Here is a 21178-nt window from a genome sequence, read left to right as displayed (position 1 = left end):
GTGCATCGTCGAATGTTGTTTTTGTTGTTCGAAGCTTGAGTCGGCGGTTTTAGAGTTGGCGGCCACCCTCCTCTCGCAACAGCGCCTGCAAGGTGTCGAGACGAGCACTGTCGAAGGCAGTGACGGTGCCCTGCTCGAACACCCGGCGCGCCAGCCCGGTCAGCACCGCACCGGGCGGCAGTTCGATTTGTAAACGCACGCCGCGCTCGTAGGCGCTTTGTACGGTGCCGCGCCAATCCACCACGCGGCACATGTTGAAAGCGAGGTCGTCGCGCAGCGCTTCTACTTTGGTCACAGGGCGCGCGCGACTGCCGCTCAGGTAAGCGATTTTCGGGGTTTTCAGTTCGACCTTGGCGAAGGCTTCGGCGAGGGTTTTCGCCGGTTTTTCCAGCAGCGGACAGTGCGACGGCACACTCACCGCCAGGCGTTTCGCCAGACCGGCGCCACGACTGCGCGCCAGTTCAGCCACCGCTTGCATGGCCTTGTCGCTACCGGCAATGACCACTTGGTTTTCCGCATTGATGTTGGCCAGATACACCGGCGAATCCTCGCTGTGCACTTGCGCCAGCAGCGTTTCGACTGTGGATAACTGCAGACCGATAATCGCGGTCATGCCGTAGCCTTGTGGATAAGCCTGCTGCATCAGTTCGCCGCGCAGGCTGACCAGATGCAACGCGTCGGTGAAGCTCAATGCACCCGCAACCACCGCTGCCGGGTAGGCGCCGATGGACAGGCCGGCGACGTAATCCGCCATGAGTCCGTCGTGCAATAACTGACGCGATGCTGAAACGCCGGCGATCAGCAGGCACAGCTGAACCGCCCTTGTCGTGCGCAACGCTTCGCTGGAATCGAGCAGCGAAACATCTTCGCCGAGCACATCGCTGGCCTCGGTCAACGTTTCCCGAGGCACGCGCTGCAGCATGCCCGCTTGCTGCGCGCCCTGGCCGGGGAACACCAGCAGACTGCTCACGCTGCCTGCTCCTGCGGGTTCCACGGGTCAGTCACCAGACCGGCCTGATACTCGTTTTTCAGCAGCACTCGCGCCGAACCACCGGCCCATTCACGCAACGCCACAGCACCGAACGGCGTCTGCAATTGCAGGTCGACCCGGCACACAGCTTGATCGAAAAGTTCAACCAGTTTGCGTGCCTGATTACGCGTGATCAGTTGCGGTGTACGCAGAATCAGATCGAGGTCACTGGCCGCGTGCATCGCGGTAAAACCACTGGCCAATTCAAACCCGACACTGCCGCTGACACCCCAGACCCAACCGCAGTCATCGAGCATCGGCCGCAATTGTTTGAGTGCCTGCATGACCGGCAGATCGCGCTCGCACTCAACATGACAAAGCGCTTCGGGACTGACCCGACAGGCAATCGAATCGATCGCCATAAACGCCGCCAGCCGCTGTTCGCGCAGCACGCCGCGCACGCCCACCGCGACAAAACCGTCAGTGCTCAAGGCCCGCCGCACCACCACCGGTTGCCCGGCGGCCAGCGACTCGACTGCCCACAACGGCGCATCCGCCGGCAACTGCGCCGGACTCATGCCCCAGAGCAAGTCGTGGGCCAGAGGCGTGTTCACCACTGTGCCCTCAGCAGTTCGCGAACCTTGCTGGAGGCCGCACGGTTTTTCGCGCCGAGGCGATTGCTCAAGTCAGTACCGGCAATATCGCCGATGGCTTGTTTGAGGCATTCGTTCACCCGTGTCAGATCCTCCGCCGTCGGCTGTTCAATCTGCTGCACCGACAGGGTTTCCCAGAGCAGTCCGAGGCTCGCATAACTGTCGATGTCATACGCCATCGGCGGCACGCTGGCGGCCAGCGCTTCCAGCTCTTCAACGCTGCGCAAGGTCACCCGCGCCGCCGACGCCTTGCCCATCGCATGCACCATCACGCCCGGATCGCGCAGCGCAATCAAACGATTGGCCTGATAGCCGTGGGCGAGAAACGCACCAGACATGGCTTTGCCCACTAGCAGCGCAATCACCGGGTGCCCGGCCAGACGCGCACGGGCATAACTGTCCGCCGCACCGGCCAACGCCTGATGAATGCCGAGCGCTTCTTCGCGCCGACCATAAGCCTGGCTCGGTACATCGACGATGGCGATGATCGGACGCTTCTGCGCTTTATCACGATCAGCACTGATCGCGTCATCCACAGCCTTGGCCAGCCCCCAGCCTTCAAGCAAGCCAACTTCGCCATTGCGAGCACGCGGAAAACGATTGTCCGGATCAGCGACCACAGCGATAAAACGCCCCAGCTCACCGTCGGCAACCTTCAACGATGGCGGCAGCCCTTCGATACTTTTAGCGCCCGCGCTCAAGGCGTCGAACCAGTGCAAACCGCGCAGCGAATAACTGCTCATGAGCGCTCTCCTTGATACAGATCGCGAACCACCGACGGTTCGATTTGCGGGTCAGTGTTCAGACTGTCGAGACGCTGCAGAAACCAGTCGGCGCGCTGGCTGCGCGGTTGTGCCGGCAAACCTTGCTGGAGCAATTCGCCGACCTGCTGACGAATCTTCGCCACGTCATCGGCGACATACCGATCGACAAGACCACTGGCGAAACGCTGCTCGCCGCCGGTCAGGCTCCAAATGAAAGGCCGGTCGCGGGAGTCGTATTCCTCGATCCCGGCTTCCTGCTCGATCACCTGCGGGCCATTCAAGCCGAGGCGTGCTTCCTGAGTCACCAATAGATAGCTGCAGAGCGCCGCCGCAATCGACATGCCGCCGAAACAACCGACGCTACCGGCGACCACGCCAACCACCGGTTGGTACTGCTGCAAATCGACAATCGCCGCATGAATATCGGCAATGGCCGCCAGCCCGAGGTTGGCTTCCTGCAAGCGCACGCCACCGGTTTCCAGCAGCAGCACCGCGCGGGTCGGAATGCCTTTGCGGTTGTCTTCGGCGGCCAGTTCCAGCGCGCCGGCAATCTTCGCCCCGCCGACTTCGCCGAGGCTGCCGCCCTGAAACGCGCCTTCAATCGCAGCGATCACCACCGGTAAACCGTCGAGTTTGCCCTTGGCGATCACTACGCCGTCATCGGCCTGCGGCACCACGCCCTGACGTTCGAGCCACGGCGACATCACCCGTTGAAACGGGTCGAGCAATTCGCGAAAACTGCCAGCATCGAGCAAGGCTTGCGCCCGTTGCCGCGCACCGAGTTCGACGAAGCTGTGTTTGTGCAAAAGCGCTGCGCTGTCAGTCATGGCCGATCTCCTCGAAACCTTGTTCCAGACGCAAGCGCACCACCCCTGGCGTCGCGCCGAAATCGTGGATATCGATGGCCATCGCCGGCGGCGTGGTGCCGTCGAACATCCGCGCAAACAGGTGCTGCCAGTGCAGCTGCGCGCCATTGACCGAGGTCTGCACATTGATCGTCAACTTGCCGGCCACACCCGGTTCGATCAGCACTTCCAGATCCCCCGAGCCGACACAACCGACCAGCGCACGCCCGCGTGGCGGCTGCCCGGCGGGGAATTCAAACGATAGGGTTTCCATCAAAACGCTCCCTGAAGGATGCCGTCGCGCTCGATACGGTCGAGCAGCAGCGTGGCGGCGAGCAAGTCGGCGGCGCCACCGGGCGAGGCATTCAATGCGATGAGTTGTTGATCGAGTTCGTGCAAGCGGCGACGACCACTGAGGCTCGCGCTGCCACCGGCGTCGAGCACCGCTTGCGCGCCGGACTGCATGGCGTGCAGGCCCTCTTCGCCGGCGCGGTAAAGCACGCAGGTGTCAGCCAGGTCAGTCATGATCGCGAGCAAGGCGTCGAGCCGGGCGTTCTGTTCGCCGTGGCCATTGGCGCGGCTGCGCCTGAGTTGTGGCAGGCCGCGTTGCAGTACCGAAGGGAAGCCGAGTTGCGCTTGTTCACGGGCACCACGGGCGCCGTAACGCAGGGCGACTTGCGCGCCGTGGCTCAAGGGTTTTGGTGCGTGGCGATCATCCAGCAAGGCCAGACGTGCGGCGCGCAGGGTCACGGCATTGGCGCTGGAGGATTGCGGTTCCAGTGCAGCGGCGGTCACCAACAGACCCAAGGCCCAGATCGCCCCTCGATGGGTGTTCACACCGTTGGTGGTCGCGAGCATCGATTGCTCACCTTCACGACCAATCCGGCCAATCGCTTCGCGTAACGTTGAATCGACTTCGCCGATTGCAACCGCCGCTTCAGCCATTTCCTTGAACGCCGGCCACAACGCCAACGCCGACGCGTGCATCAAGCCTAGGTGCAGATCGGTGTGCGCGCCATTGCCGCGACGGTCGACCAGCGCCGGTTTCGGCGACAGATCGGCTTCGTCGATCAACGCGTCCACCGCCAGATCGGCCAGGCGTTCGCTCAGGCTGAGCGGTTTCGCTTGCAGGTTAAATGCGTGCATTACCAGCTCCTGAACTTGGCGGGCGGGTTGTACAAGCCACCGGACCACTCGACCAGATCGGCCACGCTTTTCGCCGCCAGCAGTTCGCGGGTGGCGTCGGTGCGGCGGATGCCGAGGTCTTCGGGCAAGGCGATCAGGCCTTCGCGGCGCATGCGTTCGGTGTCTTTCGGGTTGTGGCGCAGGCCGATGGCGGTGACGCCCGCGACGGCGGCGATCATCGCCTGACGCTCTTCCAGCGAGCGCGCCTTGTACAGGTAGGCGATGCCTTCTTCGGTGAGCAGGTGGGTGACGTCGTCGCCGTAAATCATGATCGGCGCCAGCGGCATGCCGCTTTTCTTCGCCACCTCGACCGCGTCGAGGGTTTCGACGAAGGTCGGTTTGCCGCCCTCCTGAAACGTCTCAACCATTTGCACCACGAGTTTCTTGCCGCGTTCGAGCATCGGTTGCTGCGCATCGTCGTGGCGCATATCCAGCCACGCCGGGGTGCCGTGACGGCGACCGCGCGGGTCGTGGCCCATGTTCGGCGCACCGCCGAAACCGGCGAGGCGGCCACGGGTCACGGTCGAAGAATGGCCGTCGCCATCGACCTGCAACGTCGCGCCGATAAACAGATCCACCGCGTATTGCCCGGCCAGTTGGCAGAACATCCGGTTGGAACGCAGCGAGCCGTCGCGGCCGGTGAAGAACACGTCGGGGCGCGCGGCGATGTAATTTTCCATACCCAGTTCAGTGCCGAAGCAATGCACGCTTTCGACCCAACCGCTCTCGATCGCCGGGATCAGCGTCGGGTGCGGGTTGAGCGTCCAGTTGCGGCAGATCTTGCCTTTAAGGCCGAGGGATTCGCCGTAGGTCGGCAGGATCAATTCGATGGCGGCGGTGTTGAAACCGATGCCGTGGTTGAGCGACTGCACGTTGTGTTTTTCATAGATGCCGCGAATCGCCATCATCGCCATCAGCACGTGCACAGGCTTGATGTGACGTGGATCGCGGGTGAACAGCGGTTCGATGTAGAACGGCTTGTCGGCCACCACGACGAAATCGACCCACGACGCGGGGATGTCCACGCGAGGCAGCTCGCTGACGTCGTCGACCAACTGATTTACCTGAACGATGACGATGCCGTCGCTGAACGCGGCCGGTTCGATCAGTGCCGGGGTGTCTTCGGTGCTCGGGCCGGTGTAGATGTTGCCGGCGCGGTCGGCCATGAACCCGGCCGAAAGCACGACGTTGGGAATCAGGTCCACCACCAGTCGGGCGTAGAGTTCGATGTAGGTGTGGATCGCGCCGACTTCGAGCAAGCCGTCTTCAAGCAACTGGCTGATGCGCAGGCTCTGGGTGCCGGCGAAGGAGAAATCCAGCTTGCGGGCGATGCCGCGTTCGAACAGGTCGAGGTGCTCGGAGCGACCGACGCTGGGCATGATCATGTGCAGGTCGTGGAGCTTTTCCGGGTCAGCTTTGGCCAGCGAGCGCGAAAGGAAATCCGCCTGCTTCTGGTTGTTGCCCTCCAGCACCACACGGTCGCCGGGATGAATCAGCGCTTCGAGCGCGGCGACGATCTTGTCGGCGGGCAACACCACACCGTCGGCCAGCCCACGCACCTTGTCGAGGCGGCGCTGCTTCTCATCGCGCCGCCGCGTCCAGCGCGAGTCGGGGGAAATTGTTGTTGTCATGCTCACTCCACGGGTTCGCTGTCGTGGAGCTAAGGTAGGCGTGTGGGGTGGGGGCATCAATCAAGCGCGGTGGTGAATCATTACGCTCAGGGTAACGATCAAGAGCCGCCCTCACCCTAGCCCTCTCCCGGAGGGAGAGGGGACCGATTGGGGGATATTCGGGAATTGCGCCGACCTGGAAATGTTGTACTGAATCCGGAATTCACCAGGTTTACCAAATCCATAATCGACTGGTTTTTTCAGGTCGATGTATAGCGCAAGACACCTCGGCCGGCCCCCTCTCCCTCCGGGAGAGGGCTGGGGTGAGGGTCGGGCTTTTTCGCTACTCCGTCGGCACCAACCTATCCAACAAACGGTTAACAGCCATCTCCGCCACCATCACCACTTGCGCAATACCTTGCACAGTCTTGCGGTGCGTACCTTCCACCATTGCCGCATGGTTGTTGAGCATCACCGTAGCCGAGCCGAGGGTTTCACTGGCATCGGCCAGCAGGGATTCGGTGTCGGCATTGGGATTGGGATTGGCCATGTACAACGTGTTGGGGGTGTAGGGCGTGGCCATCAGGTCGGCGTTGGTCGGGCCGAGGTAATGGTCGAGGGCGCGTTCGGCTGCTTCGTGGAATTTCCTGGAATCGGGGGATTCGTAGGGGGATGCCGGGTCTGTGAGCGGGGGGTTAGGCGTTGGTTTAATCATCTTCAGGTTCCGAAATTAAGCTGGAACCGCTTCTCTGCTAAAAGAAGGGGTGGCAGCTGAACGCAGGTTAGCAGACCGGGGAACCTAAGGAAGCCGGCGCGCCGAAGCGCCCTGCGCACAGCCGCCATCGAATGCAGGCGCTGAGCCTAACGATGATGTATGTGCACCCTTAGATTAACCACGGGCTGCTAAACCCGATCACTGGAAATCAGTGACGGAATCAAGTTACGCAGCATGCCAAAGGCGCACAAGCCGGCGGATTCTGGTGCATGCGTAGGCAGCGGCGCAAGGATTTGTAGGCTAGAGAGCCGTAACACAGAGTGTCTTTAAACAACGGGGTTAAAGGGTGTTTATTGCACTGCAGAAATTGAGGATTTGCTTGTAAGAATTTGCTGGTGCTACTGGCCCCATCGCTGGCAAGCCAGCTCCCAGAGTGTCCGAGTTGTATTCGAATTCTGTGAACCACACAAAAACCTGTGGGAGCTGGCTTGCCAGCGATGAGGCCAGTCAGAGCGACACGAATTCTGGATCAGTGAACCAGCCCAGCATCCACCAACAACTTCTCCAGCCCCAACAAATCCGGCACCTTCGCCACCTGCTCCCCGACCTGCACCGCCGCCTGCTCCAGCGAGCACAACGGCACGTCGACATAACTCAACTGGCTATCAAGCTTGTACGAACGCGGAATCCCCTGCACCAGCAGCGCAATGAACTTCAGCTCCGGCAATCCACCGAGGGCATTGAGAATCACGATCCGCGCGCGCTCGCCAATGACGATTTTCTGCCCGCAGGCCGATTCAAAACTCAACAACGGAATCTGCCGTTCACGCCACGTAACCTTGCCCAGATACCACGGCGGCGTGTCCAGATCGAAGGTACTGGCCTGATAGTCAATCAACTCAGCGACAGCGACGTTAGGCAGGATCAAATTGCGATCCGCCAGCGGCAGCAGCAGGCCGGTGAGTTGGCTGGTGCGCTGATTGTGGCGGCGCTCATGCATGTTTCTTGCTCCAGTGGGCAATGCTTTCGAGCAGCACCGATTCCTGATACGGCTTGCCGAGGTAGTCGTTGACGCCGATGGCCATGGCGCGATCGCGGTGTTTCTGGCCAGTGCGTGAGGTGATCATGATGATCGGCAGGTGTTGCAGGCGTTCGTCGTTGCGTACCTGGGTGGCGACTTCGAAGCCGTCCATGCGCGGCATTTCGATGTCGAGCAGCATCAGGTCGGGCATGTGTTCTTCGAGCAGCAGCATGGCGTCGACACCGTCCTTGGCCGTGAGCACGTTCATGCCGTGGCGTTCGAGCAAACGGCTGGTGACCTTGCGCACGGTGACCGAGTCGTCGACCACCATCACCAGCAGCGGTTTCTGCGGTTCGCTGTCGAGTTCCGGCAGCGTCGATGGCTGTGCAACCCGCGCCTGCATCGCACGGATCGGCGCGAGCAAATCGAGAATCAGCACCACCCGGCCATCGCCGAGAATCGTCGCCCCGGACACGCCTTGCACCGCCGCGAATTGCGCGCCGAGGCTCTTGACCACGATCTCGCGGGTGCCGGCCATGGTGTCGACCAGCACCGCGATGCGCCGGTCGTTGTAGTGCACCAGCAGCACCGGCAACGGCAGGTTCTGCCCCAGCAGTTTCGGTCGTGGCGCAGTTTTCAGCAGCTCGCCGAGGAAGCAGAGTTCATAGGTCTGGCCGCCGTAGTGGTAGCGCGGCGGATCCTGACGGAAGTGTCCTTCCAGATCATTCGGTAACACGCGAACGATGCCTTCGATGGTATTCAGCGGGATCGCGTATTGATCCTCGCCGCACTGCACCATCAACGCGCGGTTGACCGACACGGTGAACGGCAGACGAATGCGGAAATGCACGCCCTGCCCCGGCACCGAGTCGATGCTCATGGTCCCACCCAACTGCCGTACTTCTTCGTGCACCACGTCCATGCCGACGCCGCGCCCGGAAATCTGGGTGATTTTCTCCGCAGTGGAAAACCCTGGCTGCAGGATGAACTGCAACACGTCGCGGTCACTGATCTCTGCGTCCGGCGCGAGCAAGCCGCGCTTGATCGCCTTGCGCCGCACCGCTTCCAGCGGCACCCCGGCGCCGTCGTCGCGGATATCGAAAACGATGTCGCCGCCTTCACGGGACAAGTCCAGGCTGATCGTACCCTGTGCCGGTTTGCCCGCCGCCAGCCGCACTTCGGCAGACTCCAGACCGTGATCGACGGCGTTGCGCAGCATGTGCTCCAGCGGCGCGGCCATGCGTTCGAGGACGTTGCGATCCATCTCGCCTTCAGCGTTGCCGACGACGAAGGCGACGTCTTTGTTCAGCTCTTCGGCGACCTGGCGGACGATGCGTTTGAGGCGCGGCAACATGCGCTCGAACGGCACCATGCGCGTGCGCATCAGGCCTTCCTGCAACTCGGTGTTGATCCGCCCCTGTTGCTGCAAGAGGTTCTCGGCGTCGTGGTTGCGCCGGTCGAGGGTTTCTTTCAGATCAAGCAAGTCCGAGGCCGATTCGAACAGCGCCCGCGACAGTTGCTGCAACTGCGAATGACGGTCCATTTCCAGCGGGTCGAACTCCTCGTAGCCGAGGCGTTCGGCGTCGACTTGCTGGCGGCTGAGAATCCGCCCCTGGGTTTCAGTGTCGAGCCGGCGCAGTTGATCGCGCATGCGTTCGATGGTGGTTTCCATCTCGTTCAGCGCGATCTGTGCGTCGTTGACTTGCTGTTCGATACGGCCACGGAAGATCGAGGTTTCGCCGGCCAGATTGACCAGCTCATCGAGCAGTTCGGCGGAGACCTTGACCATGTCCGCGCCAGCGTCGGCAGCCGGCGGCACCACTTCAGTCTTGACTGGCACCGGCAACACCGGCGGCGTGTCGGGCGTCACCGGGTGGCTGAAATTCTGGATCGCATTGATCAGCCGATCGGCCGGCGGACACGGTTGCCCGGCGCGCACGCCATCGAGCATCTGCGCCAGCCGATCATGACCGCGCTGCACCAGCGCGAACAGTTCCGCCGAGGGCTGCAACGCCCCGGTCGAGAGACTTTCGTAAAGGTATTCCAACTCATGGGCGAGGTCGCCGATCGGGCCGATCTCGACCATTCGCGCGCCGCCCTTGAGCGTGTGCAAATCCCGCAGCAGGGTTTCCACTTCCTGACGATTGCCAGGCTCGGCCTGCCAGCGCAGCAGCGCGGCACCGGAGTTTTCGATGATGTCGAAACCTTCTTCGAGGAAGATCTCCAGCAGTTCCGGATCGTGCCCGGCGCTGTCGGGATCGACCGCTGGCGGGGGCGTTTCGCTAGCGCTTTGGCCTTGGCGCACCTCACGCAGGGTTTCGATCAAATCCTCGGCTGGCGTCAGTGGCTGATGCTGTTGCAGTTGTTCCACCAGCAGCGCCAAACGCTCATGGCTCTTGAGCAGCAAGCGCCCCAACGCTTCACCGTAGCTGTAGCGACGATCGACCAGACCTTCGTAAAGGCTTTCCAGCTCCTGGGCCAGATCACCGATGGCCTCGACTTCGGCCATCCGCGCGCCGCCCTTGAGGGTGTGCAAGTCGCGCTGCAACGAGGACAGCGGCGCGGCGTTGTCCGGGTCATTGAGCCAACGCTGCAAGGCCTGGCCGGCGCTGTCGAGGATGTCCACGGCCTCCTCGATAAATATCTCGACGATCTCGTCATCCGCTTCAAACGGGGCGGCCGCCTGCTGCAATTCCGCCGTGGCGCTGCCCAGTTCACGGATGCTCAGGGTGCGGCTGCCATCGCTGCGAATCAGGCCCATGGACGACGGGTCGAGGCTTTGATCGAGCAGATCATGCAACGCCCGGATCCGTGCCGGTTGCGGGGTGACTTCCTGGCCTGCGGCCAGTTCGTCGAGCATGTTGATCAGTGCTTCGTGGGCGTTCTGCGCTTCGCGGAAAAACTGTTCGCTGACCGCCAGACTGCTTTCTTCCACCGCGCCATAGAGGTCAAGCAAGGCTTCACAGAGCACGTCCACCGGCAGCAGATCGGCCAGGTGCGCGCCTTCGCCAAGGGTGGTCAGTTCATCCAGCAAGGCGCTGAGTTCCTGACGCTCGCCGGGGTGTTGCTGCCAGCGCTGCAACAGGCTTTCGGCGTCGAGCAGGATGTCCATGCCCTGGGCGAGGAAGTTGTTGATCAGTTGCGGATCGCGCTTGATTCGCAGGCCGGTATTCGGTGCGTTGAGAACGCTTTCGAGACGTTCGGCGAGCAGCGCGTCGGTGCGTTTGATCAGCGACTGTGCACCGACAATCGGCGCCAGCGGATCGTGCTTGAGCTGACGCAAGCCGATACGGAACAGGCCTTCGGCTTCCAGCAGCAGTTCCACTTCGTCGAGGTCCAGCGGCAACTGATGCGCCTTGAATTCGCGGGCCAGTTGATCGAGCGACGCGGCCAGTTCGGCAATCGGCAACACGCCGGCCATCGAGGCGCTGCCCTTGAGCGTATGCAGGGCGCGTTGCAATTCATCGCTGGCCTGTAGCGGCACATGCTCGGCGGCCTGATCGAGAAAGCGATTGAGACTGGCTAGGTGGGTTTCGGCTTCTTTGCGGAAGATCTCCAGCAACAGCGGATCGAGCGCGGCGACATCGTCGACGTCTTCAGCCGCCAGCGGTTGGTCACCCTTGGCCAGAGCATGGGCGCGGGCAGCGAGTTGATCGACATCGCTGCGTTGACGCTGGCTGTTGGTGGCGAATTCGTTAATCAGTTCCGGCAGCAACAGCACCGTGTCGGTAAGCAGTTGCTGCACCACCGAGCCGGGTTCGACGCTCTGTTCCAGCACGCGGTTGAGCAGGTTTTCCACCGCCCAGGCCAGTTCGCCAAGGATCAACGCACGGACCATGCGCCCACTGCCCTTCAAGGTGTGGAAGGCGCGGCGCAGTTCAATCAGCGCTTCACGATCCTGCGGGTTGGCGCTCCAGCGCGGCAGGTATTCGTGGAGGACTTCGAGGACCTCATCGGTCTCTTCGAGGAACACTTCACGCAGTTCATCATCGACCGGTTCTTCATCGGCAGGCGGCGGCATCAGACTGCCGGGGGTGATCAGCGCCGGCGGGTTGAGCGCCGAAACCGGGCTGGCCAGAACATCGGCCAGCGACTGTACGGTTTCCGGGTCATCGAGCGCCTGCAGGTCCTGCATCACCAGCGCTTCGCTGGGGCTGAGCACGTCGTCGAGTACCGGCACATGCTGCGCGCCGGGCTGTTCATCGGGAAAGAAGCCGAGACTGGCGAGGCTCTTTTGCGCGACGTCCAGAAGTTGCTCGTTCGGCGCCTGCGGGTCGTCGCTCAAACGTTCGAGGTAATACTCGAGGCTGCTGATGACATCGGCCAGATGATCCAGTTGTTCCCAACCCGGTTCATGGGGATCGAGCAGCAAATGTTCGCGGATGAATCCATTGCAGGCCTCTACCAGACTCGCCGCGCGGCTCAATGGAATCATCGCCAGTGCCCCGCGCACCTGGGTCAGCAGCGCCGGCAACGGTTGCAGGTGCTGGCGATCCCAATCGGCGTCGATGTAGTCGACGATCATGTCCTTGGCCTGTTGCAGACAGATGCGCGCTTCCTTGATCACGATCTGATGGATCTGCGTCAGGTCGGTGGTCGGCAGGCGTGAGTCTTCCGGACTTTCCGGCTCGACGGTGCCGACCATGCCGGCCAGCGTCGCTTCGACGTACAGCAGCGCCCCGGCAACGTCCATCAGGATCGCGTCGTTCGGTTCGCGCTGGCCCTGAGCAAGGCTGAGCACCACCGCCAGTTGATCGATGATCACTTTGCGCGGCTGGCCAAAGCCGAGCACCGCGAGGGTGTCGGCAATCTGCCGCAACGGTGCGAGCAGGCTTTCCAGATCGGAAGTGTGCTGACGGTCGCTGCGCACGAATAGGTCGAGGCGTTCCTTGACCCGCACCAGTTCTTCACACAGCGCCGCCAGCACCGAGCGCATCGCATCGCGGTCGGGGCCGGCCAGGCGTGCGCGTTCTTCGTCGACCATCGCGCTGTCAGGCAACGCGTCGTCCAGGGAGTAGCGATCTTTCATGGTCAGCATCTGCCCGGTGGGATGTTCGGCTTTGGCAATATAGAACAACAGGCTTTTCAGCAGCTCAGCCGGAGGCGGCTGATTGAGGCCGGACATACCTTGCTCGAGCAAGCGCTTGAGCTCTTTGTCGGCATCCTTGAACAGGCTGCGCAACGCCGGGCTGTTGGCGATGACGCCTTGACGCATGCCTTCAACCAGCGCCGAAGCGACCTGCCACAGTGGGCTCAGTGGCGAATCACCGCTCAGCGCTTCGAGGCGGGTGAAGACTTTGGCCAGATATTCGAGGTGGGTCTGATCATCCTGTTCGCGCAGCAAACCGACCAAGGCCATTTGCAGCGTCTGCCGGAGTTTGCGCAGCACGTTCGGCAGTTCTGCTGGCTCGAGCAGCGCCAGTGCTTCGGCGCTCAAGGGCGGTAACTCAGGCAGTTGCGGGCTGAACAGACTGGTTTCCGAGAGCAGGCTTTCGCCACGGGCGCTGCGCAGATCGTTGATCAGTGGCAGCACCACCAACGGCAAATCGCGACGGGCGCCCTGCACACGATCGAGGTAGATCGGCAATTGCCCGAGGGCTTGCAGCAACAGGTGCAGGGCTTCGTCGCGATGGCTGACGCGCTCATGCTGCAAAGCTTCGACCAGATGTTCCATTTCTTCAGCGAGCAAGGCTGCGCCGTAGAACTCGACCATCTGCAAACTGCCATGGACCTGATGGATGTAATCCAGGCACTCGTCCAGCCCCGGAAAAGCCTGCGGATCATCGAGCACGGCTTCAATCGCCTGATGCGCCTGCTTCAGCGTTTCGGCAATTTCGCCTTTGACCCATTCGAGGGCCACATAGTCGTGCCGATCACCCATAACCACTCCAATCACGCTTTATCTGTCGCCGCCGGCAAGGTGAATCCGGACACCGAACGCCGTAGCTGACTGGCCATTTTCGCCAGGTTGCCGATGCTCTCGGCGGTGGCCGTGGACCCCGACGAGGTCTGCGAGGTGATCTGCTGGATCACGTTCATCGTCAACGAGATCTGCCCGGCCGAAGAGGTCTGCTGCTGCGCTGCGTTGGAGATGCTTTGAATCAGCGCCGCGAGGGTCTTCGATACGCCTTCGATTTCTTCCAGGGCCACACCGGCATCCTGCGCCAGTCGCGCGCCGCGCACCACTTCGGTGGTGGTTTGCTCCATCGAGATCACGGCTTCATTGGTGTCGGTCTGAATCGCCCGCACCAGCGTTTCGATCTGCCGGGTAGCAGCTGACGAACGTTCGGCCAGGCGCTGCACTTCGTCGGCGACCACGGCAAAACCGCGCCCGGCATCCCCGGCCATCGACGCCTGAATCGCCGCGTTGAGGGCGAGGATGTTGGTCTGGTCGGCAATGTCGTCGATGAGGCTGACAATGTCGCCGATTTCCTGCGACGACTCGCCCAGACGCTTGATGCGTTTGGCGGTGTCCTGAATCTGCTCGCGAATGTTGTCCATGCCGTGGATGGTGTTGTGCACCACCTCGTTGCCCTTGTTGGCGATTTCCACCGAACGCTCCGCCACCGCAGAGGATTCGGCGGCGTTGGCCGAGACCTGATCGATGGATTCGGCCATGTCGCTGATCGCCGTCGACGCTTCGGAAATCTGCTGGGCCTGATGCTCCGAAGCCTGGGCCAGATGCATGGCGGTGGCCTGGGTTTCCTGCACCGCTGCGGCGACCTGGCCGGCGGTGAGGTTGATCGTCGCGACGAGATCGCGCAACTGGTCGACGGAGTAGTTGATCGAGTCGGCGATGGTGCCGGTGAAGTCCTCGGTCACCGAGGCGGTCACGGTGAGGTCGCCATCGGCGAGGTCTTCGATTTCATCGAGCAAGCGCATGATCGCGTTCTGGTTGCGCTCGTTCTTCTCGGCGGTTTCACGCAACTGGCGGTTGGTTTCCCGGACCATCACCAGACCGATGAGGATGATCGAGGCCAGCGCCAGCAAACCGAGGACGTAACCACCGATGGTGTCGGTGTTGCGCCCGCCGGCAAGGTTTTCGAAGCGAGTGGCCAAGTGCGAGGCTTCGTCGAGCAGGGTTTGCGAAAGGCTGAAGATGTTGCTCGCCGACTCCCGCACCTTGAACAGCTCCGGCGAGGTTTCGAGAATTTCATCCACCGAGCCGGACACGAACTGGAACAGCTCGGAGATTTCGCTCAAACGGGCGCGGGCGTCGCGGTCTTCGACCTGGCTGATTTTCAGCGCCGGGTTGCCTTGCAGCATGCCGTTGAGCACTTGGCCGAAACGGGTGGCATCGCGGCCAAAGGCATCGGCTGCCTGTTGCGAGTTTTCATCGCCAGCAAGCACGGTGTTGACCGCGCCGAGGATGCGTTCGGCCAGCAGTGATTGGCGCTGGGCCATAGCCACCTGCGCCGCCGGGGCGCCGCGCTGCAGGAGGATTTCGACAACTTTTTCGTATTCGATCTGCAACTGCGGCACGGTTTCGGCCAGGGTCGCGGCGACCTGATGCAGCGACAGCACGGTCTGCTCGCTGGAGAGAATCGCGTCGGTGTTTTTCAGCAGGCGTTCCCAGTCGAGCTGCACGGCGCGCATTTCCGGGCGCACGGTGGCCGGTGCGGGTGGCAGGCCGGTGGCCGGGTCGCCTTTTTTCAGGTAACCCCAGCGCTGGGCGAAATCGTTGCGCGCATCGCTGAGCAACTTGAACGCAGCAGCCTTGCCGGCGGCGGCTTCGGTGGCGTTCTTGGCGATGCGTTGCGAGAGCACGCGCAGCTCACCGGCGTGGCCGATGTACTGTTTGTCGTAGTTCGCCTGGGTGTTGAGGTAAGCGAAGTTGGCGAACAGCAGCATGATGAACACGATCAGTGCGATAAACAGCACGATGATCTGCGAGCGACTGCGCGAGCCTTCCGCCGGCTTGCCTGTTTTTGCTTTTATCATCGGTCCTCGCCCTTAACCCACACCTTTGAGGCCTGCTGCAATCCCTGTGGGAGCGAGCTTGCTCGCGAAAGCGCTGGGTCAGCCAATATTTATCTCGCCTGACACGCCCTCTTCGCGAGCAAGCTCGCTCCCACAGGGGACGGTGTTGAATCTGTTATATCGCGACGCTCATGAACACCGGGGATTTGGCCAATGCAAACAGGCTGAACACCCGCCAGTTCTGCTCGCGCCGGAAATAGCCTTTGACGAACTCGGCCTTCGAGCCCTGGCGTTTGCTGATCGACAGCGGTTCAAAGCTGTTCTGCTCAAAGTGCTGCAGGCCGATAACCTCATCGACCATCAGCCCGGCAAATACATCACCATGCTCGACCACCAATACCCGCCGCTGTTTACGCAACGGCGACAGCTCATGGCCGAAGAAGCCACACAGATCCATGATCGGCAGCAGCCGCCCACGCAGGTTAGCCACGCCTTTGACCCACGGCTTGACCCCGGGCAATTGAGTGAAGCGCGGCTCGTGCAGCACTTCGCTGACTTCGCCCATCGGCGCCACATACCAATGCTCGCCAAGGCGAAAGCCGATGCCGCTCCAGCGATCCTGGCGCGCCGCCTGCGACGGCAAGTCCGCCGCCAGCAAGCGGCAGCGCTGGTCGATCTGCCAGAGCAGTTCGAACGCGGTCAGCGATTCGCTCATGGTTGCGCGATCAGCCTTTGAGCACGTTGTTCAGGGTTTTGATCAGGGTGTCTTCGTCGACCGGTTTGGTCAGGTAATCCTTGGCGCCCTGGCGAGTGCCCCAGACCTTGTCGGTTTCCTGATCCTTGGTGGTGATGATGATCACCGGGATGTGACTGGTGTCGGCATCCTTGGTCAGCTGGCGGGTGGCCTGAAAACCGTTGAGGCCGGGCATGACAATGTCCATCAGCACGGCGTCGGGTTTTTCCTGACGGGCCAGGGCCACGCCGTCGGCGCCGTTTTCGGCCTTCAGGACTTCATGGCCGTGCTTTTCGAGCATGCCGGTGAGTTTGTACATTTCAGTCGGCGAATCATCGACGATCAGGATACGTGCCATGGTTTTCCCCATTTTTCTTGTCGACGCCCGGCCCGCTGGCCGCGTGTCTCTGTACGTGTCTTACTGCGGCAAAACGGCGGCGAAGCCCGGAACATGGGCCTGAATCGCGTTGAGCAGTTCTTCCTTGCTGAAAGGCTTGGTCAAAAATTGATCAGAACCGACAATCCGCCCCTTGGCCTTGTCGAACAGCCCGTCGCGCGATGACAGCATGATCACCGGTGTGGCCTTGAACGCACTGTTGTTCTTGATTAAAGCGCAGGTCTGATAACCATCCAGACGCGGCATCATGATGTCGACAAAAATGATCCCGGGATGGTTATCGGCGATCTTGGCCAGGGCGTCGAAACCGTCGATCGCCGTGATCACTTCGCAACCGACATTCTTCAACAAGGTTTCGGCGGTGCGACGAATCGTTTTCGAGTCGTCGATCACCATGACCTTCAAGGCGCTGGACTGCTGTTCCATAAGAGGGTTCTACCGTCGCCTTTGCGAATCAATTTGTCCGTTTTGCGGTTATCAATGGCTCGAAACCCTTGATGCTCAAGGGCCAGCACGCTACGCCAGCCTTTTTAGCACAGTCTCCAGATGCAATCTATCGACGGGTTTTTCCTTGACCGAAAACCCGCCCGGCGCCACTCTGGCGGCACTTTTTCAATACCGATCCGGTAGCCAATTTTCGAGGAAAACCCAATGAGCGTTCGCGTCGGGATTGTCATGGACCCTATCGCCAGCATCTCCTATAAAAAGGATAGCTCGCTGGCCATGCTGCTGGCCGCGCAGAAGCGTGGCTGGGAACTGTTCTACATGGAACAGCGCGACCTGTATCAGGCTGAAGGTCAGGCCCGGGCGCGCATGAAGCCGCTGAAGGTCTTCGCCAACCCGGAAAAATGGTTCGAACTGGAGGCCGAACAGGACAACCTGCTGAGCGATCTGGACGTGATCCTGATGCGCAAGGATCCACCGTTCGACATGGAGTTCGTCTACTCCACCTACCTGCTCGAACAGGCCGAAACCGCTGGCGTGCTGGTGGTGAACAAACCGCAGAGCCTGCGCGACTGCAACGAAAAACTGTTCGCCACGCTGTTCCCGCAGTGCACGCCGCCGACCATCGTCAGCCGTCGCCCGGACGTGTTGCGTGAATTCGCCGACCACCACGGCGACGTGATCCTCAAACCACTGGACGGCATGGGCGGTTCGTCGATCTTCCGCCACACCGCCGGCCACCCGAACCTGTCGGTGATCCTCGAAACCCTGACCCTGCACGGCAAGCAGCAGATCATGATTCAGGGCTACCTGCCGGCCATTGTCGATGGCGACAAACGCATCCTGATGATCGACGGCGAGCCGGTGGATTACTGCCTGGCACGGATTCCGGCGCAGGGCGAAACCCGTGGCAACCTGGCTGCCGGTGGCCGTGGTGAAGCGCGCCCGCTGACCGACAAGGATCGCTGGATCGCCGCGCAGGTCGGCCCGACGTTGCGTGAGAAAGGCCTGCTGTTCGTTGGTCTCGATGTGATCGGTGAAAGCCTGACCGAAATCAACGTCACCAGCCCGACCTGCATCCGTGAAATCGACAATGCGTTTGGCACCGATATTGGCGGCTTGCTGATGGACGCCATCGCCAAGAAGCTGCAAGCCGCCGGCAAAAAGCCACAAGCTTGATGCACGTCACATGCAGTCTGTCGCTTGAAGCGTGAAGCCCAAGGCGTGAAACCAACATTGCGTTATCATGCGCAGCCTCTGAAAAACGCGATGTTGGTTTTCTTGTCATGACCCTCCCGTCCGATCTGCCCGCAGAACTCGCCCACCGTGGCGTGCGCCCGGCCGATCGCCTCGGTTTTACCCTGTTCCTTGCGGCGCTGATTCATTTGGCGCTGCTGCTCGGCGTCGGCTTCACGATGGTCGAGCCCAAGCAAATCAGCAAAACCCTGGAAATTACCCTCGCCACCTTCAAGAGCGAAAAGAAGCCGCAGAAGGCTGACTTTCTCGCCCAAGAGAACCAGGAAGGCAGCGGCACGCTGGACAAGAAGGCGATCCCGAAGACCACTGAAGTGGCGCCGTTCCAGGACAATCAGGTCAAAAAAGTCACCCCGCCACCGGCCGCCAAGCCGCAAGTGCAGGAAGCCGCGCCCAAGGCTGCAGTGACCACCGTCGCGCCGAAACCTAAAAAAGCGCCGACCAAGAAAGAAGAAGCCAAAACCGAAGTCAAACCGACAGTCGACGCGCCAGAATTCGACAGCTCGCAGCTGTCCAGCGACATCGCCAGCCTCGAAGCCGAATTGGCCAAGGAACAACAGCTGTACGCCAAACGCCCGCGTATTCACCGTTTGAGCGCGGCGTCGACCATGCGCGACAAGGGCGCCTGGTACAAAGACGACTGGCGCAAGAAGGTCGAGCGCATCGGCAACCTCAATTACCCCGAAGAAGCACGGCGCAAGCAGATCTACGGCAATTTGCGCCTGATGGTTTCGATCAACCGCGACGGTTCGCTGTATGAAGTGCTGGTGCTGGAATCCTCCGGCCAGCCGCTGCTGGACCAGGCGGCGCAGCGCATCGTCCGACTGGCGGCACCGTTTGCCCCGTTTACCGGGGACTTGTCGGATATCGATCGTCTGGAAATCATTCGCACCTGGAAATTTGCTCGCGGCGACAAGCTCTCCAGCAATTAAGGGCAAGATCAAAAGATCGCAGCCTTCGGCAGCTCCTACATTGGCCTGCATTCACATGTAGGAGCTGCCGAAGGCTGCGATCTTTTGGCGGCTTCAGCTTGTCAGTTTGCCCCCCGAACGCCACACTAGCGCACATGAAAAACGTCAGCCCCAGCTACCTCAAGCATCAATTCCTGATCGCCATGCCACACATGGCCGACCCGAACTTTGCCCACACCTTGACCTACATCGTCGAGCACACGGCCAATGGCGCGATGGGGATTGTGGTCAACCGGCCGCAAGAGCTGAATCTGGCCGACATCCTTGAGCAATTGCGCCCGGAGATCGACCCGCCAGCACTGTGCCAGCACGTACCGATCTTCATCGGCGGGCCGGTGCAGACTGATCGCGGTTTTGTCCTGCACCCGGCAGGCAAAACCTTCCAGGCCACCGCGCAACTGGACGGTGATCTGGCCCTGTCCACCTCGCAGGACGTGCTGTTCGCCATCGCTGACGGCGTCGGCCCGGCGAAAAGCCTGATTGCCCTCGGTTATGCCGGTTGGGAAGCCGGGCAGCTGGAAGCGGAACTCGCCGATAACGCCTGGCTGAACTGCCCGTACGACGCCGACATCCTCTTCAACACCAGCAGCGAACTGCGCCTCGAAGCGGCGGCCAGGCATCTGGGGATCAACCTCAGCCTGCTGACGAGCCAGGCAGGTCACGCCTGATGGCCCTGCGCCTGATTCTCGGCTTCGACTACGGCACCAAACAGATCGGCGTCGCGGTCGGCCAGGTGATTACCGGCCAGGCCCGTGAGCTGTGCACCTTGAAGGCACAGAACGGCGTGCCGGACTGGAACCAGGTCGAAGCCCTTATAAAAGAATGGAAACCCGACGCTGTCGTCGTCGGCCTGCCGTTGAACATGGACGGCACGCCGAGCGACATGTGCGTACGCGCGGAAAAATTCGCCCGCCGCCTCAATGGCCGCTTCAACCTGCCCTTCTATACCCATGACGAGCGCCTGACCACGTTCGAGGCCAAAGGCGAGCGCCTGGCCCGTGGCGGGCAGAAAGGCAGTTACCGCGACAACCCGGTGGACGCCATCGCCGCCGCTCTGCTGTTGCAGGGCTGGCTCGATGAAAACACTGCATTGTTTGAATCCTGACAAGCGCTTCGGCGCTTTTCTTTTGGTTATAACCCGAGCCACGTCCGGCAGGACGCCGCTCGGACTCAAGAAGGAGCAACCATGAGCCTGCCCAATCCCGCCGATCTGATCAGCCAGATGGCGACCCGCCTCAAGGCGCACCTTGCCCAACGTGAAATCAACGAGCCGCGTTACATCGGCATTCGCACCGGCGGCATCTGGGTCGCGCAGGCCTTGCTCAAGGAGCTGGGCAGCGACGCGCCACTGGGCACGCTGGATGTTTCCTTCTACCGCGACGACTTCAGCCAGAACGGCCTGCACCCGCAAGTGCGCCCGTCCGCCCTGCCCTTCGAGATCGAAGGCCAGCATCTGGTGTTGATCGACGACGTACTGATGAGCGGCCGCACCATCCGCGCCGCCATGAACGAATTGTTCGACTACGGCCGCCCGGCCAGCGTGACCCTGGTCTGCCTGCTGGACCTCGACGCCGGCGAGTTGCCGATCCGCCCGAACGTGGTCGGCGCGACCTTGTCGCTGGCCGCTCACGAGCGGGTCAAGCTGTCCGGCCCTGAGCCGCTGACGCTCGAACTGCAAGATGTCTCCCTTTAATCC

The 21178-nt window shown here is 61.6% G+C and carries 19 protein-coding genes; 5 read left to right on the top strand and 14 right to left on the bottom strand.

Going from position 1 to position 21178, the window contains the following annotated elements; genetic code table 11:
- Positions 1 to 49 precede the first annotated feature (49 nt).
- From mdcH to pilG, 14 genes are all read right to left on the bottom strand, one after another.
- Positions 50 to 970, bottom strand: a complete 921-nt coding sequence (gene mdcH / locus QZR14_RS14915) for a malonate decarboxylase subunit epsilon (RefSeq protein WP_311996972.1) — start codon at positions 968 to 970, stop codon at positions 50 to 52.
- Positions 967 to 1587: a malonate decarboxylase holo-ACP synthase gene (locus QZR14_RS14910; RefSeq protein WP_250605829.1), complete on the bottom strand. Its 621-nt coding sequence runs from the start codon at positions 1585 to 1587 to the stop codon at positions 967 to 969. The genes mdcH and QZR14_RS14910 overlap by 4 nt, the downstream gene beginning before the upstream one ends.
- Positions 1581 to 2366 (bottom strand): biotin-independent malonate decarboxylase subunit gamma, encoded by a 786-nt coding sequence (mdcE, locus tag QZR14_RS14905; protein WP_311996971.1) that lies wholly within the window; start codon positions 2364 to 2366, stop codon positions 1581 to 1583. Before mdcE ends, QZR14_RS14910 begins: the two co-directional genes overlap by 7 nt.
- Positions 2363 to 3214: a biotin-independent malonate decarboxylase subunit beta gene (locus tag QZR14_RS14900; protein ID WP_311996970.1), complete on the bottom strand. Its 852-nt coding sequence runs from the start codon at positions 3212 to 3214 to the stop codon at positions 2363 to 2365. The genes mdcE and QZR14_RS14900 overlap by 4 nt, the downstream gene beginning before the upstream one ends.
- Positions 3207 to 3506: a malonate decarboxylase subunit delta gene (locus QZR14_RS14895; protein WP_311996969.1), complete on the bottom strand. Its 300-nt coding sequence runs from the start codon at positions 3504 to 3506 to the stop codon at positions 3207 to 3209. Before QZR14_RS14895 ends, QZR14_RS14900 begins: the two co-directional genes overlap by 8 nt.
- Positions 3506 to 4378: a triphosphoribosyl-dephospho-CoA synthase gene (locus QZR14_RS14890; protein WP_311996968.1), complete on the bottom strand. Its 873-nt coding sequence runs from the start codon at positions 4376 to 4378 to the stop codon at positions 3506 to 3508. Before QZR14_RS14890 ends, QZR14_RS14895 begins: the two co-directional genes overlap by 1 nt.
- The gene (mdcA, locus tag QZR14_RS14885) at positions 4378 to 6048 is read right to left on the bottom strand and encodes a malonate decarboxylase subunit alpha (protein ID WP_311996967.1); all 1671 of its coding nucleotides are present in this window, start codon (positions 6046 to 6048) and stop codon (positions 4378 to 4380) included. Before mdcA ends, QZR14_RS14890 begins: the two co-directional genes overlap by 1 nt.
- A gap of 322 nt (positions 6049 to 6370) precedes the next feature.
- A complete protein-coding gene (locus tag QZR14_RS14880; RefSeq protein ID WP_311996966.1) occupies positions 6371 to 6742 on the bottom strand; it encodes a DUF6124 family protein in 372 nt (123 codons plus the stop codon).
- Positions 6743 to 7271: 529 nt separating this feature from the next.
- Positions 7272 to 7742 carry a chemotaxis protein CheW gene (locus tag QZR14_RS14875; RefSeq protein ID WP_311996965.1) on the bottom strand — a complete coding sequence of 157 codons (471 nt, stop codon included), beginning with the start codon at positions 7740 to 7742 and terminating at the stop codon, positions 7272 to 7274.
- Complete coding sequence (locus tag QZR14_RS14870) at positions 7735 to 13644, bottom strand: Hpt domain-containing protein (RefSeq protein WP_311996964.1); 5910 nt, start codon at positions 13642 to 13644, stop codon at positions 7735 to 7737. Before QZR14_RS14870 ends, QZR14_RS14875 begins: the two co-directional genes overlap by 8 nt.
- An 11-nt stretch (positions 13645 to 13655) precedes the next feature.
- Positions 13656 to 15704 carry a methyl-accepting chemotaxis protein gene (locus QZR14_RS14865; RefSeq protein ID WP_105704569.1) on the bottom strand — a complete coding sequence of 683 codons (2049 nt, stop codon included), beginning with the start codon at positions 15702 to 15704 and terminating at the stop codon, positions 13656 to 13658.
- Positions 15705 to 15858: 154 nt separating this feature from the next.
- Positions 15859 to 16398: a chemotaxis protein CheW gene (locus tag QZR14_RS14860; RefSeq protein ID WP_186620027.1), complete on the bottom strand. Its 540-nt coding sequence runs from the start codon at positions 16396 to 16398 to the stop codon at positions 15859 to 15861.
- A 10-nt stretch (positions 16399 to 16408) separates the two neighbouring features.
- Positions 16409 to 16774, bottom strand: coding sequence for a twitching motility response regulator PilH (gene pilH, locus QZR14_RS14855; RefSeq protein WP_007913674.1), 366 nt, complete (start codon positions 16772 to 16774; stop codon positions 16409 to 16411).
- Between the two features lie 60 nt (positions 16775 to 16834).
- Complete coding sequence (pilG, locus tag QZR14_RS14850) at positions 16835 to 17239, bottom strand: twitching motility response regulator PilG (protein WP_007913673.1); 405 nt, start codon at positions 17237 to 17239, stop codon at positions 16835 to 16837.
- A 225-nt stretch (positions 17240 to 17464) separates the two neighbouring features.
- Here pilG and gshB point away from each other — a divergent pair, with 225 nt between their 5' ends.
- The 5 genes from gshB to pyrR all read left to right on the top strand — a co-directional run bounded on the left by gshB (position 17465) and on the right by pyrR (position 21175).
- Positions 17465 to 18436 (top strand): glutathione synthase, encoded by a 972-nt coding sequence (gene gshB, locus QZR14_RS14845; protein WP_311996963.1) that lies wholly within the window; start codon positions 17465 to 17467, stop codon positions 18434 to 18436.
- A gap of 107 nt (positions 18437 to 18543) precedes the next feature.
- Positions 18544 to 19443, top strand: coding sequence for an energy transducer TonB (locus tag QZR14_RS14840; RefSeq protein ID WP_250605820.1), 900 nt, complete (start codon positions 18544 to 18546; stop codon positions 19441 to 19443).
- Positions 19444 to 19577: 134 nt separating this feature from the next.
- The gene (locus QZR14_RS14835; protein WP_311996962.1) at positions 19578 to 20150 is read left to right on the top strand and encodes a YqgE/AlgH family protein; all 573 of its coding nucleotides are present in this window, start codon (positions 19578 to 19580) and stop codon (positions 20148 to 20150) included.
- Entirely contained in the window at positions 20150 to 20587 is a 438-nt protein-coding gene (gene ruvX / locus QZR14_RS14830; RefSeq protein ID WP_064589634.1) for a Holliday junction resolvase RuvX, read from the top strand. The genes QZR14_RS14835 and ruvX overlap by 1 nt, the downstream gene beginning before the upstream one ends.
- Positions 20588 to 20668: 81 nt before the next feature.
- Positions 20669 to 21175: a bifunctional pyr operon transcriptional regulator/uracil phosphoribosyltransferase PyrR gene (gene pyrR, locus QZR14_RS14825; protein WP_250605818.1), complete on the top strand. Its 507-nt coding sequence runs from the start codon at positions 20669 to 20671 to the stop codon at positions 21173 to 21175.
- The last annotated feature ends 3 nt before the right edge of the window (positions 21176 to 21178 follow it).

This window comes from Pseudomonas sp. rhizo66 (genome assembly GCF_031931925.1).
GTDB lineage: Bacteria > Pseudomonadota > Gammaproteobacteria > Pseudomonadales > Pseudomonadaceae > Aquipseudomonas.
This window is presented reverse-complemented; position numbering and strand designations above follow the sequence as displayed.